We start from the raw sequence: 16314 nt of genomic DNA, 5'->3' as shown, positions 1-16314 counted from the left end.
GTTGTGCGACGCACACCCCGAAGCCCCCGGGTTCCTGTGAGGCAGGACACCCGGAGGCTTCGTGACGCAGGCGCGGCGCGTGGTACGGAATCAGTCGTTGAAGTCCGCGGGGTCCGGGCCGATGCGGCCGTTGTCGCGGGTCAGGCCGTTGATCTGCTCGACCTCCTCCGGGGTGAGCGTGAGCTTCTGGGCGTCCCAGTTCTCCTGGATGCGCTGCGGGGTCACGGACTTGGGGAACACCACGTTGCCGATGGCCAGGTGCCACGCGATGACCACCTGGGCGGGGGTGGCGCCGTGCGCCTCGGCGATCTTCCCGATGGTCTCGTCCTGGAGGTCGGCCTTGCCCTGGCCCAGCGGGGACCACGCCTCGGTGACGATCCCGTGCTGGGCGCCCAGCTGGCGCAACCCCTGCTGGTTGAAGTAGGGGTGCAGCTCGATCTGGTGGGCGGCGGGGACCACCCCGGTGTCCAGCACGTCCTGCAGCGCCTTCTCCGTGAAGTTCGAGACGCCGATGGACCGGGCCTTGCCGGAGGCCTTGATCTCCCGCAGCGCCTTCCAGGTCTCCAGGTACTTGCCCTTCTCCGGCTGGGACCAGTGGATGAGGTAGAGGTCCACGTGGTCCAGGCCGAGGCGCTCGAGGGACTTGTCCATGGCCTGCAGGGCGGACTCGTAGCCCTGGTCGTCGTTCCACAGCTTGGTGGTCACGAACAGCTCCTCGCGCGGGACGCCGCTCTTGGCGATCGCGCGGCCCACACCCTCCTCGTTGCCGTAGATCTTGGCGGTGTCGATGTGCCGGTAGCCGATCTTCAGGGCCTGGCTCACCACGTCCTCCGCCACGTCCGCGTCCACCTGCCACACGCCGAAGCCGAACTGCGGGATGGCGTTTCCGTCATTGAGCTGGAGGGTCTGGTTCTCGGGCATGGCTGCTCAATCCTTTCGTTGACAACTACCTCTAAGTCAACTGCGCGGTGGCCGGGTCTGACAAGCGGTTAAGTTGTGGGTGAAGTTTCCCGGGCGGCCCCACGGCCGGGCCGGGCGGTCAGGGAAACGTGGTGAAATGGACGCATGAAGTTCGATTTCCAGCGTGTCAAGACCCCCGCCTACCTCACCTCCGTGGCTCTGGTGGTGATCGGGCTGCTGTGCGCCGTGGGCTCGCTGGCGGTGCTCGCCTGGATCCTCACCATTCTGGGGATCGCCCTCAATGTCGTGGCCGTGAGCATCACCGCAATCGACGACCTCCCCGCACGCGCTCGCCGCACCGGCACCCGCGTGGTCGTGGACCCGGAGCCGGAGACCGACCAGCACGACGTCGTCGCTACCGCACGTGGGCAGCGCGCGGTCTTCGGGCGCTCCGCAACATCTGAGGGGACGTCCGCGCAGGGCGGCTCCTCGGCGGCCCGCCCGTCCGCAGCCCCGGCCAAGGACCGTTCCGAGGTCTGAGCTGCCCCTTCCGGGGCCGGTCTCGGACCCGGGGTCGACCTGCGATCCTGGCCCGTGGGCCCCGGCCGTGGTTCGGGCCGGCTCACCGGGGTGGGCGCGTCCGCGCCCGGTCCGGCGCCCGCCCCCCTCTGGTGAGGGGTGAACGCCTGGGGACCTCCTCCCCACAGGAGACGGCCGGTCGTCAGTTCATCGCGGCGGCGCGGTAGATCTGCTGCACCTTCTCGGCGGGCAGGCGGGTCTCGATACTCACCGTGTTCTCCGGGTCCGAGCGCAGGTAGCGCACCAGTCCGTGGGAGCCCACCTCGAGCTTCTCCGCGTCCGCCACGGCGTACACGGCGTCCAGGGTGCCGGTGAACGCGGGGCCCTGCGTGGGGTTCACGCGCACGGTGAGGTGTGCGGTCACGGTGTCGGAGACACCGTTCTCGTCGAAGGGCGACTCCACGTCCAGCTCGCGGATGATGCCCACTCCGTAGCCGATCACACCGGGCAGCCGCGCGGCCAGGTGTCCCTGCGCCTTGGTGAAGGAGCGGCGCAGCACGGCCACCCAGGACAGCGCCGCGGCCACCAGGACCACGGCGATGACCCCCAGCCACAGGCCGTTGCGGGTGTCCGCGAAGCGCATTCCGCTCAGCACGATCACGAGCGCGGACACCAGCGGGATCACGAGCAGCAGGGACGCCACCAGGCGCTCCCCCACGGGCGGTTTCCGCGCGGCAGGTGCGCCGTCACCGGCCCCGTCCGGTGCGGCTTCGGTGTTCGACGACGTCGCCCCGGTCCCCTCCGCGGCAACCGCCCCCGACGGCGCTGTGCTCTGTGCGGCGTCAACTGAGCCCGGCGCCGTCCCGTCCTTCATCTCGGCCATGGCGTCCGACGGTGCGCCGGCCCCCTCGGTCGCGTCGCGGTCCGAGGAGGAGGGCGTCCTCCTCAGCTGACGCAGCGCGGCGGCGTCGAAGCCCCGGTCGTTCACGGTGACGGGCGCGGGCCAGGTGGCGTGGGAATCCATGGGGACCATTATGAGACACCACGGGTGACCGCCCGGAGCACTCACGTCAGCATGTACTGCTTGCGCAGCTTTTCTCCGGTGCTCAGCGTGACGGTGATATCGCTGTACGAGGCGACCCTTTCTTTACCTGCTCTGACGTCCGCATCCGATAGGGCCGGCACTCCCGTGTAGTTCACCCGAAACTTCGCGGAGGGTCCGGTGGTGAAATCCCTGCACCCTGCGCCATCCGTGGTGTAGGTCCCCACCGTGTCCCGAGCCGCGGACCAGGTCATGTTGACATCCCATGAGGGCAGGTTCTCGCCGTTGGGGTACGTCTTGGTCAGGTTGTTGCCGGTGTTGGTGACCACGTTGTCGAAGCCGCTGCCCGCGGTGGGGGTCCATGTGGAGGTGCAGCCGCTGGCCGTGCACTTCTTGTCCTTGGAGCTGGCGGTGGAGTCGCCCATCCAGAATGCACCGGGGCCGCTGGACGTCTGGTCCTTACGGTTCTGGATCCAGAAGTTGTAGGTGATGCTCTGAACCGTCACGCCCTGGGGGAGGTTGTCCACGTACGTCTGCCCCCCGACCGTCAGGTACTGGTTGGTGGTGCGTCCCGAGAACGTGTAGATGGTTCCGAAGTCGTAGTACAAGCCTCCGCTGAACCGGAGCGAGGGCAGGCACTTGCCCGATGCTGCCACGGCGGGCGCAGCCGATGCCGCCGCAATGACCGGGATCGACCACGCGGCGCCCTTGGCGAGGGTGCGTCGGGTGAGGGTGCGGGCGTCGTGCTGCTGCTGGGTCATGCGCTGGTGCTCTCCCTCGTGTGTCTGCGCCCCGGGGCGCGCGATGCCGTCCGTCTGCCGGGTCCGGCGGCGGAGGCCCGGGCAGGCGGTCGGCTCTGGGGGGTGCCTGCCGGGGCGAATCGCTCGCCCACCAGGCTACGCGCCGTCACCGGCGGGCCCGGGCAGGCTGTGTAACCGGCCGCGCCCCCGGGGCGGAAACATTTGCAGCGGCAATATATTCTCACTACAATCTCTGGCATGACTGAGACGAAGTGGCTGTCCGAGGAGGAGCGGGAGGCGTGGCTCGCGCTCGTGTCGATCATGTTCCGGCTGCCGGGGCGCGTGGAGAATCAGCTGCGCACCGAGGAGGACATGTCCCTGGCGGAGTACCTGGTGCTCGCCATGCTGTCGGAGGCGCCGAAGCACCGGCACAAGATGTCTGCGCTGGCAACGGCCACGAACACCTCGCAGTCGCGGCTCTCGCGCATCGTTGCCCGCATGGAGCGGGACGGCCTCGTCACCCGGGAGGGCCGGCAGGATGATCGCCGTGTGGTGATCGCGGAGATCACCCCGGCGGGCCTCGAGCGCGTCAAGGAGGCCGCGCCGGCCCACGTGCGTCACGTCCGGGAGATGGTCTTCGACCGGTTGAGCCCCGAACAGGTGGAGCAGCTGCGGGAGATCGGCCGTGCACTCAACTGCGGTGCCAACGCCCGCAGCGTGCTGGGCCTGGACTGACGCGCCAGACCATCTCGGTTCGTCCGTCGTGGGAGTCTGAGCGCGGGTCTACAGTGACGGCGTGAGCATGCAGAGCGCCCACATGGCCATGTGGCGGACCATGAGCGGGCAGAACAACAAGGGCCGCCGGATCAGCTGGGACACCGTCAAGCGAATTGCCACGTTCGCCCGACCGCACCGCAGTGCACTGATCGCGTTCGTGCTGGTGTCCGTGGTGCTGGCGGTGCTGGGGGTCGTGACCCCGGTGCTCGCCGGGGACGTGGTCAACGCGATCACCGGCGGCCACGACGTCTCCGTGGTCGTGTGGCTGGCCATCGCGATCGCGGTGGTGGCCGTGGCGGACGCCGGGCTCTCCCTGGTGAGCCGCCTGCAGTCCGCGCGCATCGGCGAGGGTCTCATCTACGACCTGCGCACGGCCGTCTACGACCACGTGCAGACCATGCCGCTGGCCTTCTTCACCCGCACGCGCACGGGTGCCCTGGTGTCCCGCCTGAACACGGATGTGATCGGCGCCCAGCGCGCCTTCGCCGGGACGCTGTCCGGGGTGGTGTCCAACCTGGTGTCCCTGGTGCTCACCGTGGCGGTCATGGTGACCATCTCGTGGCAGGTGACGCTGCTGTCCCTGCTGCTGCTCCCCATCTTCCTGGTCCCCGCCCGCGCCATGGGCGGCAGGCTGGCCTCACTGCAGCGGCAGTCCGCGCAGTACAACGCACAGATGTCCACGCGCATGACCGAGCGCTTCTCCGCGGGCGGCGCCACCCTGGTCAAGCTCTACAGCGATCCCGCCGAGGAGTCCCGCGAGTTCGCGGCCCGCGCGGCTGATGTGCGCGGCATCGGGATCCGCTCCACCATGCTGCAGACCACCTTCGTCACGGCGCTGACCCTGGTCTCCGCGCTCGCCCTCGCACTCGTGTACGGCGTGGGTGGCACCCAGGCGCTGCTGGGCCACCTGGACGCCGGCTCCGTGGTGGCGCTGGGCATGCTGCTGACCAGGCTCTACACCCCGCTGACCATGCTCGCGAACGCCCACATGGACATCATGAGCGCCGTGGTGAGCTTCGAGCGCGTGTTCGAGGTCCTGGATATCAAGCCCCTGATCACGGAGGGCCCCGGCGCCCGCGCTCTGCCCGAGGGCCCGGTGGCCGTGGAGTTCGACCACGTGAGCTTCTCCTACCCGTCCGCGGAGAAGGTCTCGCTCGCATCCCTGGAGGACGTCGCGGTGCTCGACTCCCGGGGCGGCGAGGAGGTGCTGCACGACGTCAGCTTCCGCGCGGCGCCCGGGCACACCGTGGCGCTCGTGGGCTCCTCCGGTGCCGGCAAGTCCACGATCGCCCAGCTGGTCGCGCGGCTGTACGACGTGGACTCCGGCGAGGTGAGCATCGGCGGTCAGGACGTGCGGGACACCACCTTCGAGTCCCTGCGCCACACCGTGGGAATGGTCATGCAGGACGGTCACCTCTTCCACGACACCATCCGGGCCAACCTCGCGGTGGCCCGGGAGGGTGTCACGGACGAGGAGGTGTGGGACGCCCTGGAGCGCTCGCGGCTGCGCCACGTCATCGCGTCCCTGCCGGACGGGCTGGACACCGTGGTGGGGGAGCGCGGCTACCGGCTCTCGGGAGGTGAGCGGCAGCGCCTCACGATTGCCCGGCTGCTCCTGGCCCGCCCGCGCGTGGTCATCCTGGACGAGGCCACCTCCGCGCTGGACTCCACCAACGAGGCCCACGTGCAGGCCGCGCTGGACGAGGCCATGTCCGGGCGCACCGCCGTGGTGATCGCCCACCGGCTCTCCACCATCCGCCGGGCGGACCAGATCCTGGTGGTCGAGGCCGGTCGGATCGCCGAGCGGGGCACCCACGAGGAGCTGCTCGCGCGCGGCGGCCGCTACGCGGAGCTGCACGAGACGCAGTTCGCCGCGAGCCGCCAGGACCACGACGACGCCCGGTAGCGTTCCCGGCGGACGCACGGTTCCCCTCGAGATCAGGAGTCAGGCATGAGCGGCTGGGAGAGGCTCTGGGAGGAGCTCGGCATCACGCTCCCGCACGCGGTGGGCGTGGTGCTCTCCGCCGCGGGGATCTACGTGGTGTTCCTGGTGTTCGTCCGGCTGCTGGGCCAGCGGGTGCTCTCGGCCATGTCCACGTTCGACGTGGTGGTGACCGTGATGCTCGGCGCCGTGGCCGGGCGCGTGATCCTGGGGCACCCGCCCACCCTCGCGAGCGGTGTGCTGGGCCTGGCCACCCTGTTCCTGCTGGAGGCGGTCTTCGGCCAGCTGGGGACACGCCCGCGGCTGCAGCGGCTGTTCAACGCCCCCACCCGGCTGCTCATGATCGGGGACGAGGTGCAGGAGGCGGAGCTGCGGCGCTCCCACATCACCCGTTCCGAGCTCCACGGGGCGCTGCGCCGTGCCGGTGTGCGCTCCTACGGGGAGGTGGCCTGCGTGCTCCACGAGTCCGGTGGGGGGATCAGCGTGCTGCGCCGCGGCGTCCTCGTGGACCGCCACCTGCTCTCGGACGTGGTCGGTGTGGAACGGATACCGGACGAGTTCCTCGCTCCGGAACGCACCGATTAGTTCGCACGCTGATTGTTGCAGCCGACTATGATGAGGGCCACGCCTACGAAGGGACACGGACCCCATGACCGACATGGCCATCCGCTATCGCGGTGTGAGCAAGGTCTATCCGGATGGAACCACAGCGGTCGACGACCTCGACCTCGATGTCCCCGCGGGGTCCCTCACGGTGTTCGTGGGACCCTCCGGCTGCGGCAAGACCACGTCCCTGCGCATGCTCAACCGCATGGTGGAGCCCACCGGCGGTGTGGTGGAGGTCAACGGGCGGGACGTCTCCAGCATCCCGGCCGCCCAGCTGCGCCGCTCCATGGGCTACGTGATGCAGCAGTCGGGTCTGCTGCCCCACAAGACCGTGGAGGACAACATCGCCACGGTGCCCCGGCTGAACGGGGTGTCCAAGCGCGAGGCGCGGGCGGGCGCGCGGGAGCTGCTGGGCTCGGTGGGTCTGGACGAGTCCCTGGCCACCCGCTACCCGGCGCAGCTCTCCGGCGGTCAGCAGCAGCGCGTGGGCGTGGCCCGGGCGCTCGCGGCGGATCCGCCCATCCTGCTCATGGACGAGCCGTTCTCCGCGGTGGACCCGGTGGTGCGCCAGGACCTGCAGCAGGAGCTGCTGGACCTGCAGAAGCGGCTGCACCGCACCATCGTGTTCGTGACCCACGACATCGACGAGGCCGTCCTGCTGGGCAACCGCGTGGCGGTCTTCGCCCGGGGCGGCCGGCTGGCCCAGTACGCCACCCCCGAGGAACTGCTGCGGGCTCCCGCGGACGACTTCGTGGCGGACTTCATCGGCAGGGACCGCGGCTTCCGCTCCCTGAGCTTCGACAGCGCCACCGTGGCGCTGCAGCCCGTCACGGTGCTGTCCTCCGCCACGGGTGAGCGCACCGTGGTGGGCCCGGGTGCGGAGAACGCCGCGCCGTGGCAGGGAACCGGTGCGGCGGCGTCGTCGGACTGGGTGCTCGTGGTGGACGAGCGGCAGCATCCCCTGGGGTGGCTCCCGGTGCGCGAGAGCGGCGAGGCCGCCGGACACGAGGAGCTGCGCGTGGGCGGGACCCTCTGGCACTCCGGAGGGTCCCTGCGCACCGCGCTCGACGCCGCGCTGTCCTCCCCGTCCGGGCAGGCCGTGGCCGTCCACGAGGACGGCTCGGTGGCCGGTGTGGTCCCGGGTGACGCCGTGATGCGCGCCATCGAGGACCAGCGCTCCACCCGTGAGGACCGGGGGCAGAGGCCGTGAACTGGCTGACGAACAACTGGCCCACGGTCCTGGAGCTGGCGGGCTCCCACCTGGTGCAGTCCGTGATCCCGGTGCTCGTGGGGCTGCTCATCAGCGTTCCCCTGGCGCGGCTGGCGGCGGGAAACCGGTGGCTGCGACCCGTGTTCGTCACGGGCTCCTCGCTGCTCTACACCATCCCCTCCCTCACCCTGTTCGTGGTGCTGCCGCTGATCCTGGGCACGCAGATCACCTCCGTGGTCAACGTGGTCGTGGCGCTGACCCTGTACGTGGTCGCCATCCTGGTGCGCTCGTGCGTGGACGCGTTCGAGTCCCTGGACCGGGACGTCCTGCAGGCGGCCACGGCCATGGGCTACAAGCCCGCGCGCCGCTTCTTCGGGGTGGAGGTGCCGCTGGCCGTGCCCGTGATGATCGCGGGCCTGCGGGTGGCCACCGTCTCGAACATCTCCATGGTCTCGGTGGGTGCGGTGATCGGCATCCAGTCCCTGGGCACGCTGTTCACGGACGGGCTGCGCCGCTCCATCGTTGCGGAGATCGTGGTGGGCATCGTGGCCACCGTCGTCATCGCGGTGGTCCTGGACCAGCTGCTGCGCCTGCTGGGCCACGTGCTGACCCGCTGGCAGCGCACCGGTACCGGCGGGAAGAACCCGGCCGTGCGGCGCGGTGACGGCCGCGGCACCCGGGCCCGCGCCGGGGGATCACGGGACGAGGCGGGCTCCCTGGCCGCCGTGGAGTCCGGAGGTGCCACCGCATGAACCTGTTTGCCGAAGCCGGCCAGTTCCTCACCGACCCCGCCAACTGGACGGGCGCCGCGGGCATCCCCCAGCGGATGCTCGAGCACGTGGGCTACAGCCTGCTGACCATGGTGATCGCGCTGGTGGTCGCCGTCCCGCTGGGTCTGTGGGTCGGCCACTCGGGCCGCGGCGGGGGTGTGGTCGTGGGGCTGGCCGGGGCGCTGCGCTCGCTGCCCACCCTGGGTCTGCTCACGCTGTTCACCCTGCTGATGGGCCTCGGCCTGATGCCGCCCATCCTGGCGCTCGTGCTGCTGGCCATCCCGCCCATCCTGTCCGGCACCTACTCCGGGATAGCCGCGGTGTCCCCCGCACTCGTGGACGCCGCGCGAGCCATGGGCATGACGGAGTCCCAGACCCTGTTCCGCGTTGAGGTCCCGGTGGCGCTGCCCGTGATCCTGGGCGGGATCCGCAACGCCGCGCTGCAGGTGCTCGCGACCGTGACCATCGTGGCGTACATCAACCTGGGCGGTCTGGGCCGCTACCTGATCGACGGGCTCGCGGTGCGCGACTACTCGCGCATGCTCGCGTCCGTGGTGCTCGTGGCGGCGCTCGCGCTCACTGCGGACGCACTTCTCGCCCTCACCCAACGCCTGGTGACGTCGCCGGGTCTCAGACTGACAGGAGATCGCCCATGACCTTCCACCACTCGTCCCCCCGCTCCCGCTGGCGGCCCGTGGCCTTCGCCGGGGTGGCCGTCTCCGCCCTGCTCGCCCTCACGGCGTGCGGCGGCGGCTCCGACCCCCTCGCGGAGGAGAACGACGGCGCCTCGGGCGGTTCATCGGACACCGTCACCGTGGGCTCGGCGGACTTCCCCGAGTCCCAGATCATCGCGGAGCTCTACGCCGGGGTGCTGCGGGACGCCGGCGTCACGGCCGAGACCTCGCCGGGCATCGGCGCCCGCGAGGCGTACGTGGGCGCGGTCAAGGACGGTTCCGTGGACGTGGTCCCGGACTACTCCGGCAACCTGCTGCTCTTCGCGGACAAAGACGCCCAGGCGGCGTCGGCGGAAGAGATCACCAAGGCCCTGCCGGGCGCGCTGGAGAGCCAGGGTCTCTCGGTCCTGGACGCGTCCAAGGCCGAGGACAAGGACGCCCTGGTGGTCACGCAGGCCACGGCGGAGAAGTACGGTCTGAAGTCCGCCACGGACCTCTCCTCGGTGTGCGGCGAGCTCGTCATGGCCGGACCCCCGGAGTTCCAGGAGCGCGCGTACGGCGTGAGCGGGCTCAAGGAGAAGTACGACTGCTCGTTCAAGTCCTTCCAGCCCATCAACGACGGCGGCGGGCCCCTCACGGTCCAGGCGCTGACCAAGGGCGACGCCCAGGTGGCGGACATCTTCACCACCACCCCGGCCATCCAGGACGAGAACCTGGTGGTGCTGGAGGATCCCAAGAACAACTTCATCGCCCAGCAGGTGCTGCCGCTCACCGCGCCGGACCGCCTGCCCCAGGAGGCGGTGGACGCGCTCAACGAGTTCTCCACCAAGCTCACCACGCAGGACCTGATCGACCTCAACCGCAAGGTCAGCGGGGACGAGCAGCAGAACCCCGCGGACGCCGCGAAGCAATGGCTGACGGACAACGGGTACGACAAGGCTTCTTGAGCCGTCTCCCACCCACGGACTCGGGCCGCGCCCGGTGGTCCCGCCGACACGGCGGAACCACCGGGCGTTCGTCATCTTCCGTTCATTCGCACGTGTGCAGGCACGGGAGCGAAGTGGTGAGCACCCCGTTCTGCACAGCGTTGTCCACACGCGCGCCGGGCTGGGGCCGCAGCCTCCTGACCTGCGGTGACGCGGGCGTTTCCCCACGTGGCACCTCGTTGCACACAGGGCCTTGTCCACACCTGTGGATAACGCTGTGCACACGCTGTGCAGTGAACTCCGGGTGCTCGGGGGGTCACGGGGACGTCACCTGGTGGTCACGGGATCTCTCCTGCCCGTGCTGGACGGGCCGCGCCCTCCCTCGGGAGCGCCCGGCAGATCCGAGCTGGGGGTCAAGGGGGATCCCGGGCGCCATCACTGCTCACGGACGTGCTGCGTGCCGGCAGAGGGGGCCTTCCCGTGCTGCCTGACACCATCCCCCACCGCATCACCGGTCGCGAGAACCTGCTGGCTGCGCTGCGGGAGCAGATCCCCTATTTCCGGCAGCTCGGGCTCAGCAACCTGCACCTCATACCCCTGTACGAGAGCCCCGCGGGCACCGCGTGGGTGAACTACGTGCGCGGCCACGACGACATCGGCTGGGCCTTCTCCGAGGACGACGCCGCGACCTGTTCTCCGTGGAGGGGCGGATCTTCGGCGGGACCCGGGGCATGATCTCGGTGCGCCGCAGCACGCCGGAGTTCGAGGGCACCACCCTCATCCCGTTCAACATGCACAACAGCCACGTCCCGGGGTACCAGCGCCCGGGCGAGCACAGCCTGGTCCTGTGCCTGGCGAACGTCAGCGACTGGTCGCAGTTCGTGACCGGGGAAACGCTCGGCGGATTCCTGACCACTGCCACTCTGCTGCACGAGCAGTCCGAGGTGGACCTGCGCCACGGGATCGTCCCGGAGGCCCACGGGTTCCAGCGGCTCCGGGTCATCCCGGTGCGCTGAACCACCCCCGGTGGGGGTGTTATGTGGGGTGTCCACCTAAGAGGGGTGATTGCACCCATAAGGGTGGACATGGGCGGTTGTCCACAGGATCTTTCCACAGGCGTGGATAAGTTACACGCCTGTGCTCTCCCCGCGCGGACCGCACGACCGTTCGGTATCTCGTCTGGTCAGGGAGGGTTTCGGGGCAATCCACCCACGGAACATGCAATTACATCGAATATGTGTTCGAATTGTGCACAGACTTCTCCACGGCTGTGGATAACCGTTGTCCACCAGCTGTGTACGAGACACACTCCCCGAGCGGGGTGACGAGTTGTGGACTTTGCATCAGACTGGACCTCTGATGACAAGCGTGCCGTGGCCGCTCGGTGGGACGAGCGGCCTGGGGAGGGGCACGTCCTAGGGGGAAAACATGTCTGTGTGCATCACGCAGGTCGGGGAGTCCGACCGCAGTTTCACCATGGTCGCGGAGCAGGATGTGTCCGTGACCGTCGAAGAGTTCGACCGTGCGATCGGTCGACCCAGGGAGATGGGCGAGTGGTTCGGTGTCGAGTTCACCTGGCCCACGTGTCCCGACCACCAGATGGAGGTGGGTTCCGCCCTGGAGTTCAGGGCACCGATCGGCCCGCTGCACTTCGACTTCATCATGATCGTGGCGGACCGGGTGCCCGAGGAATTGCTGCTGTTCCGCACCACGCGCGGATCCGTGGACGTCACCCTCGAGTACACGTGGTGGGCCACGAGCACCGGAACCCGGGTGCGGATGAACATCGACTTCCGGTTGCGTCATGAACTGTGGTGGCGGACCCGGTGGACGCAGGCCGTGGCCCGGCGCAAGGTGACGCTGGGGATGGAGCGGATGCGCCAGCAGCTGGGTGCGGCTCCGAGTGTCCAGACGGCCGTGCCTGTGGCGGCCGGCAGTGGCGCGGAGTCGCCCCGGGAGACCGGTGCTCCCGGGCGGGGCCGCATGGCAGCCGCCCACCGTGCCGCCCACGCGCGGCACCGCGCGCAGCGCGCCTGACCGGCTCAGGGGGTGGCGCGGGTCTCCGGGGCCAGGGAACGCTCCATGCGCAGCACGCGCACCCGGTATTCCATGCCGGGGACGTCGAAGTCCACCGCCCCGCGCGGTGTGTAGCCCAGCCCGGCGTAGAAGGGCTGGAGCACCGGATTGGACTCGTCGCAGTCCAGGCGGGAGATCGTGCGCCCGGAGGCCGCAATTGCCTGCTCCGCCACGCGGATGAGGCGGGACCCCGTTCCGGTGCCGCTCAGCGAGCGGTCCACAGCCACCCCGTGGATGTACCCCGCGGGCTCGGGCTGCTCGCCCCAGATCGGGAGGTCCTCCCAGACCACGCGCACGCTCGCGAGCACGTCCCCCGGGCACTGGGGGGACTCCATGACCCACCACTCGCCCCGGTCGATCTCCTGCTGCACGTGGTCGAGTGCGAACTCGCCCTCGCGCCACTGGTCGATCCCGCGCGCCTGCATCCAGCGGGCCAGCGTGTCCCGGAGGGCAATGATGCCGCGGGCGTGCTCACGCCTCGCACGCACCACCTCCAGTGAGCTCGGGTCAACGCCGGCGGGGGCACGACGGCGCCGGGTGGCGTCCCCGGCGTCGGCTGCGCTCTCGGACTCCGGGACATTCCCGGATCCCGCGCGGGAGCCCGGTGCGGTGACACCCGGGGCGAGGTGCGGAACGGGGCGTGCGGCGTCGTCGTCTGGCATGACCCGAGACTAGGGCAGGCACGTGGCCCGGGCCCCGGGGTGTGACAGAACGTGACGGGGAGCCCGGGGCCCGTACGCCAGGGGCTGAACGTCCTTGACCGGAGCGAGACGGCGGGCGGAAAGTTGAAGCATCACGTCTCCGCAAAGGAAGGATGATTCACCATGGCTGAAAAGTTCACTCTCCCCGATCTTCCGTACGACTACGCGGCGCTCGAGCCGCACATCTCCGCGCAGATCATGCAGCTGCACCACGACAAGCACCACAACACGTACGTGACCGGTGCGAACACCGCCCTGGAGAAGATGGAGGAGGCCCGCGCCAACGGTGACGCCGCCGGAGCCGCGAAGTTCTCCAAGGACCTCCAGTTCAACCTGGGTGGTCACATCAACCACTCGATCTTCTGGAAGAACCTCTCCCCCGAGGGTGGCGACAAGCCCACCGGTGAGCTCGCCGCGGCGATCGACAACTTCTTCGGCTCCTTCGACGCCTTCCGTGACCACTTCACGGCTGCCGCCACCACCATCCAGGGTTCCGGCTGGGCGATCCTCGCGTACGAGCCGATCGCCGGCAACCTGGTGATCGAGCAGATGTACGACCAGCAGAACGGTGTCCCCGTGGCCACCATCCCGCTGCTGCAGCTGGACATGTGGGAGCACGCCTTCTACCTGGACTACCAGAACGTCAAGGCGGACTACGTCAAGGCCTTCTGGAACATCGTGAACTGGGCGGACGTCACCGCGCGCTTCGAGAAGGCGCGCGCCGGGGCCTCGTCCCTCATCTGATCCCGTCGTGACGCGTCGCCCCGCGATGCCATGACCTCTCGAAACCCCGCCCGGCGCCCGCCGTGCGGGGTTTCGCGCTACCAGCCACGCCTCCCGAGGAGTTCCGCCCATGAGTACGCCCCGTTTCCTGGTGACCCGGGAGATCCCCGAGCCCGGCCCGAGCATCCTGCGCGACGCGGGGGAGGTGGAGATCCGCAGCGGCATGACCGCCGAGGAGCTGCGGGAAGCGGTCACGGGCGGCGAGTACGACGTGGTGCTGTCCCAGACCTCCGACGCCTTCTCCGCGGAGCTTCTGGGTGAGGCCCGGATCAGGGGCATCGCGAACTACGGCGTGGGGTACAACAACATCGACGTGGCGGCGGCCGGGGAGCACGGGATCGCCGTGGGCAACACCCCGGACGTGCTGGACGACGCCACCGCGAACGTGGCCGTTCTGCTGCTTCTGGGTGCCGCGCGCCGGGCGCACGAGGCCTCCGAGTTCCTGCGCAGCGGTCAGTTCCAGGGGCTGCGTCCGCAGCTGCTGGTGGGTCAGGACGTCACCGGCGCCACGCTGGGGATCGCGGGCATGGGTCGGATCGGCAAGGCCGTGGCCCGGCGCGCACTGGGGCTGGGTATGACCGTCCAGTTCACGCAGCGGCCGCCGCAGGACCGGGCGGTGTCCGACGACGAACTGGGCGAGCTGGCGGGGCACGTCACCCAGGTGCCGTGGGACGAGCTCGTGGCCACGAGCGACTACCTCTCGCTGCACGTCCCGCTCACGGAGGACACCACGCACCTGGTGGACGCGGACGTCCTGCGCCGCATGAAATCCACGGCGGTGCTGGTCAACACGGCGCGTGGGCCGGTGGTGGACGAGAAGGCCCTGGTGCACGCCCTGCGCGAGGGCCAGATCTTCGCCGCCGGGCTGGACGTGTTCGAGAACGAACCCGCCGTGGAGCCCGGTCTGCTGGAGCTGCCCAACGCGTTCCTGCTCCCGCACATCGGCTCCGCGGAAGCGGGCACGCGGGCGGGGATGGCGCGGATGGCCGCGGAGAACGCCGTGGCCATGGCCCGCGGGGAGAAGCCTCCGTACCCGGTGGAGGCGTAGCTCGCGCGGCCGGCCCGCAGTGCCAGGTCTCCGCTGTGGGACATTCCGGAAAAGTCGGGCCTCGGGGGCGCCCAGCGGCCTGCATGCAGGGACCTGGGGCCCGAGCGCGGCACTGGCCGGGTCCGGCGTCCGTCATTGAGACGGCGTGGGCGGGTCAGCCGCGCCCCTGGAGTGCTGCGACCACGTCCGCCGTGGCGGAGATCGCGGTGTCGACGTCCTGCTCGGTGGTGTCCCGGCCCAGGCTGAAGCGGACCGCGGTGCTCGCCACCTCCGGTGAGAGGCCCAGCGCGGTGAGCACGTGGGACGGTTCCGTGGAACCCGCCGAGCACGCCGACCCCGAGGACACCTGCACCCCGCGGTTCTCCAGGTCCACCAGCACCGTCTCCCCGTTGACCCCGGGGAAGCAGAAGCTGGCGTTAGGGGCCAGCCTGTTCCCACCGGCTCTGGGATCCGGGCCCGTGAGCAGGGCACCGGGAACGCGGTCGAGGATGCCCTCGATGAGCCGGTCCCGCAGCGCCCCCGTTCGTCGTGCGTGCTCCTCGCGTTCCGCCTCCGCCCGTTCCAGGGCGACCGCGAGTCCCACCGCTCCCGCCACGGTGGAGGTCCCGGACCTGCGGCCCCGCTCGTGACCGCCGCCACTGAGCAGTGGCCGCAGCGGTGTGCCCCGCGCGATCCAGAGCAGTCCGATGCCCGGGGGTGTGCCCATCTTGTGGCCCGCGAGGCTCAACGCACTCACTCCGAGGGCCCGCACGTCCAGGGGGAGCACGCCCGCGGCCTGCACGGCATCCGTGTGCAGGGGAACGCCGTGCTCGGCGGCGATCTCCGCCAGGGCGGTGATGTCCTGCACGGTGCCCACCTCGTTGTTCGCGAGCATCACGGAGGCCACCGCCACCTCGGCTCCACCCTCCGGCGCCGTCGCGTCGGGTGCGGTGGTGGGGCGGACGGCCGCCGGCGTCCCACTCTCCCTGCCGTGAACGACGCCGCCCGCTCGCCCGCCGGCGCCCTGTGCGGTGTGCTGCGCTCCCGGCCGTGCGGCGTCGTCGTCCGCCAGGAGCGCGGCGCGGAAGGCCTCCGGGGTGACCGCGCCGCTCGGGTCCACGGGGACCGTCCGGGCGGTGAAGCCGTCGTAGCGGGCGAGGTCCGCGGCGGAGTCCAGGACGGCGTGGTGCTCGATCGCGCTCGTGACCACGCGGGTGCGGGACGGGCGGCGCTCGCGGCGGGCCAGGGCGATGCCCTTGACCGCGAGGTTGCCAGCCTCCGTGCCCCCGGAGGTGAAGACGATCTCCCCCGGACGGGCGTGGAGCACCGCCGCGACGCGCTCGCGGGCGTCCTCCAGGGCGTGTGCGGCGCGTCGCCCGCGCTCGTGGTGGCTGGACGCGTTGCCGAACTCGCTCGTGAGCCAGGGCCACATGGCCTCGAGCACGTCCCGGCGGGGAGCCGCGGTGGCGGCGTGGTCCAGGTAGATCATGGGTGACCTCGTTCGACGGGTGGTGGCCTGCGGGGATCCGTGGCGGGCGCCGCCGGGAGGGGCCGGCGGACCGTGCTCGTGCGCAGACCAGGTGCGGCGGCCCCGCGGGACGCGGGGCGTCAGGTGTCGGGC

General features: G+C 70.4%; 18 protein-coding genes. 13 read left to right on the top strand and 5 right to left on the bottom strand.

Features of this window, described 5'->3' with window-relative positions; translation table 11 throughout:
• Positions 1-90 precede the first annotated feature (90 nt).
• Positions 91-921: an aldo/keto reductase gene (locus AABM36_RS02030; RefSeq protein ID WP_423447057.1), complete on the bottom strand. Its 831-nt coding sequence runs from the start codon at positions 919-921 to the stop codon at positions 91-93.
• 144 nt (positions 922-1065) lie between these two features.
• Between AABM36_RS02030 and AABM36_RS02025 the strand changes: the two genes are divergently transcribed.
• Positions 1066-1440, top strand: a complete 375-nt coding sequence (locus AABM36_RS02025; protein WP_423447055.1) for a hypothetical protein — start codon at positions 1066-1068, stop codon at positions 1438-1440.
• A gap of 181 nt (positions 1441-1621) precedes the next feature.
• Here the strand turns inward: AABM36_RS02025 and AABM36_RS02020 are convergent, their stop codons facing one another.
• Complete coding sequence (locus AABM36_RS02020; RefSeq protein WP_423447053.1) at positions 1622-2443, bottom strand: hypothetical protein; 822 nt, start codon at positions 2441-2443, stop codon at positions 1622-1624.
• A 41-nt stretch (positions 2444-2484) separates the two neighbouring features.
• The gene (locus AABM36_RS02015) at positions 2485-3222 is read right to left on the bottom strand and encodes a hypothetical protein (protein ID WP_423447051.1); all 738 of its coding nucleotides are present in this window, start codon (positions 3220-3222) and stop codon (positions 2485-2487) included.
• A 237-nt stretch (positions 3223-3459) separates the two neighbouring features.
• Here AABM36_RS02015 and AABM36_RS02010 point away from each other — a divergent pair, with 237 nt between their 5' ends.
• The 10 genes from AABM36_RS02010 (at position 3460) to AABM36_RS01965 (ending at position 12143) form a co-directional block, all read left to right on the top strand.
• The gene (locus tag AABM36_RS02010) at positions 3460-3936 is read left to right on the top strand and encodes a MarR family winged helix-turn-helix transcriptional regulator (protein WP_423447049.1); all 477 of its coding nucleotides are present in this window, start codon (positions 3460-3462) and stop codon (positions 3934-3936) included.
• 61 nt (positions 3937-3997) lie between these two features.
• Positions 3998-5884 carry an ABC transporter ATP-binding protein gene (locus tag AABM36_RS02005; protein ID WP_423447047.1) on the top strand — a complete coding sequence of 629 codons (1887 nt, stop codon included), beginning with the start codon at positions 3998-4000 and terminating at the stop codon, positions 5882-5884.
• Between the two features lie 45 nt (positions 5885-5929).
• Positions 5930-6505, top strand: a complete 576-nt coding sequence (locus tag AABM36_RS02000) for a DUF421 domain-containing protein (protein ID WP_423447045.1) — start codon at positions 5930-5932, stop codon at positions 6503-6505.
• Between the two features lie 64 nt (positions 6506-6569).
• A complete protein-coding gene (locus AABM36_RS01995; RefSeq protein ID WP_423447043.1) occupies positions 6570-7736 on the top strand; it encodes an ABC transporter ATP-binding protein in 1167 nt (388 codons plus the stop codon).
• On the top strand, positions 7733-8488 hold the full coding sequence (locus AABM36_RS01990; protein WP_423447041.1) for an ABC transporter permease: 756 nt from the start codon (positions 7733-7735) through the stop codon (positions 8486-8488). Before AABM36_RS01995 ends, AABM36_RS01990 begins: the two co-directional genes overlap by 4 nt.
• Complete coding sequence (locus AABM36_RS01985) at positions 8485-9162, top strand: ABC transporter permease (protein WP_423447039.1); 678 nt, start codon at positions 8485-8487, stop codon at positions 9160-9162. Before AABM36_RS01990 ends, AABM36_RS01985 begins: the two co-directional genes overlap by 4 nt.
• Positions 9159-10127: an ABC transporter substrate-binding protein gene (locus AABM36_RS01980; RefSeq protein ID WP_423447037.1), complete on the top strand. Its 969-nt coding sequence runs from the start codon at positions 9159-9161 to the stop codon at positions 10125-10127. The genes AABM36_RS01985 and AABM36_RS01980 overlap by 4 nt, the downstream gene beginning before the upstream one ends.
• A gap of 459 nt (positions 10128-10586) precedes the next feature.
• The gene (locus tag AABM36_RS01975; protein ID WP_423447035.1) at positions 10587-10841 is read left to right on the top strand and encodes a hypothetical protein; all 255 of its coding nucleotides are present in this window, start codon (positions 10587-10589) and stop codon (positions 10839-10841) included.
• Positions 10838-11122: a hypothetical protein gene (locus tag AABM36_RS01970; RefSeq protein ID WP_423447033.1), complete on the top strand. Its 285-nt coding sequence runs from the start codon at positions 10838-10840 to the stop codon at positions 11120-11122. The genes AABM36_RS01975 and AABM36_RS01970 overlap by 4 nt, the downstream gene beginning before the upstream one ends.
• A gap of 412 nt (positions 11123-11534) precedes the next feature.
• Positions 11535-12143, top strand: coding sequence for a hypothetical protein (locus tag AABM36_RS01965; RefSeq protein WP_423447031.1), 609 nt, complete (start codon positions 11535-11537; stop codon positions 12141-12143).
• A gap of 5 nt (positions 12144-12148) precedes the next feature.
• Here the strand turns inward: AABM36_RS01965 and AABM36_RS01960 are convergent, their stop codons facing one another.
• Entirely contained in the window at positions 12149-12844 is a 696-nt protein-coding gene (locus AABM36_RS01960) for a GNAT family N-acetyltransferase (protein ID WP_423447029.1), read from the bottom strand.
• A 162-nt stretch (positions 12845-13006) separates the two neighbouring features.
• Here AABM36_RS01960 and AABM36_RS01955 point away from each other — a divergent pair, with 162 nt between their 5' ends.
• Positions 13007-13627, top strand: coding sequence for a superoxide dismutase (locus tag AABM36_RS01955; RefSeq protein ID WP_423447027.1), 621 nt, complete (start codon positions 13007-13009; stop codon positions 13625-13627).
• Between the two features lie 109 nt (positions 13628-13736).
• Complete coding sequence (locus tag AABM36_RS01950) at positions 13737-14714, top strand: 2-hydroxyacid dehydrogenase (RefSeq protein ID WP_423447025.1); 978 nt, start codon at positions 13737-13739, stop codon at positions 14712-14714.
• Between the two features lie 154 nt (positions 14715-14868).
• Here AABM36_RS01950 and AABM36_RS01945 read toward each other — a convergent pair whose 3' ends face one another.
• The gene (locus AABM36_RS01945) at positions 14869-16182 is read right to left on the bottom strand and encodes a cysteine desulfurase family protein (protein ID WP_423447023.1); all 1314 of its coding nucleotides are present in this window, start codon (positions 16180-16182) and stop codon (positions 14869-14871) included.
• Positions 16183-16314 lie beyond the last annotated feature (132 nt).

This window comes from Kocuria sp. KSNUG (assembly GCF_049532735.1).
Classification (GTDB): domain Bacteria; phylum Actinomycetota; class Actinomycetes; order Actinomycetales; family Micrococcaceae; genus Kocuria; species Kocuria rhizophila.
This window is presented reverse-complemented; position numbering and strand designations above follow the sequence as displayed.

Bases quoted from the DNA above. Each gene is read 5' to 3' on its own strand.
- AABM36_RS01955 (WP_423447027.1), top strand. From the start codon at position 13,007: ATGGCTGAAAAGTTCACTCTCCCCGATCTTCCGTACGACTACGCGGCG.
- AABM36_RS02025 (WP_423447055.1), top strand. From the start codon at position 1,066: ATGAAGTTCGATTTCCAGCGTGTCAAGACCCCCGCCTACCTCACCTCC.
- AABM36_RS02020 (WP_423447053.1), bottom strand. From the start codon at position 2,443: ATGGATTCCCACGCCACCTGGCCCGCGCCCGTCACCGTGAACGACCGG.
- AABM36_RS01950 (WP_423447025.1), top strand. From the start codon at position 13,737: ATGAGTACGCCCCGTTTCCTGGTGACCCGGGAGATCCCCGAGCCCGGC.
- AABM36_RS01945 (WP_423447023.1), bottom strand. From the start codon at position 16,182: ATGATCTACCTGGACCACGCCGCCACCGCGGCTCCCCGCCGGGACGTG.
- AABM36_RS01980 (WP_423447037.1), top strand. From the start codon at position 9,159: ATGACCTTCCACCACTCGTCCCCCCGCTCCCGCTGGCGGCCCGTGGCC.
- AABM36_RS01970 (WP_423447033.1), top strand. From the start codon at position 10,838: ATGATCTCGGTGCGCCGCAGCACGCCGGAGTTCGAGGGCACCACCCTC.
- AABM36_RS01965 (WP_423447031.1), top strand. From the start codon at position 11,535: ATGTCTGTGTGCATCACGCAGGTCGGGGAGTCCGACCGCAGTTTCACC.
- AABM36_RS02000 (WP_423447045.1), top strand. From the start codon at position 5,930: ATGAGCGGCTGGGAGAGGCTCTGGGAGGAGCTCGGCATCACGCTCCCG.
- AABM36_RS02030 (WP_423447057.1), bottom strand. From the start codon at position 921: ATGCCCGAGAACCAGACCCTCCAGCTCAATGACGGAAACGCCATCCCG.
- AABM36_RS01960 (WP_423447029.1), bottom strand. From the start codon at position 12,844: ATGCCAGACGACGACGCCGCACGCCCCGTTCCGCACCTCGCCCCGGGT.
- AABM36_RS02010 (WP_423447049.1), top strand. From the start codon at position 3,460: ATGACTGAGACGAAGTGGCTGTCCGAGGAGGAGCGGGAGGCGTGGCTC.
- AABM36_RS01985 (WP_423447039.1), top strand. From the start codon at position 8,485: ATGAACCTGTTTGCCGAAGCCGGCCAGTTCCTCACCGACCCCGCCAAC.
- AABM36_RS01995 (WP_423447043.1), top strand. From the start codon at position 6,570: ATGACCGACATGGCCATCCGCTATCGCGGTGTGAGCAAGGTCTATCCG.
- AABM36_RS02015 (WP_423447051.1), bottom strand. From the start codon at position 3,222: ATGACCCAGCAGCAGCACGACGCCCGCACCCTCACCCGACGCACCCTC.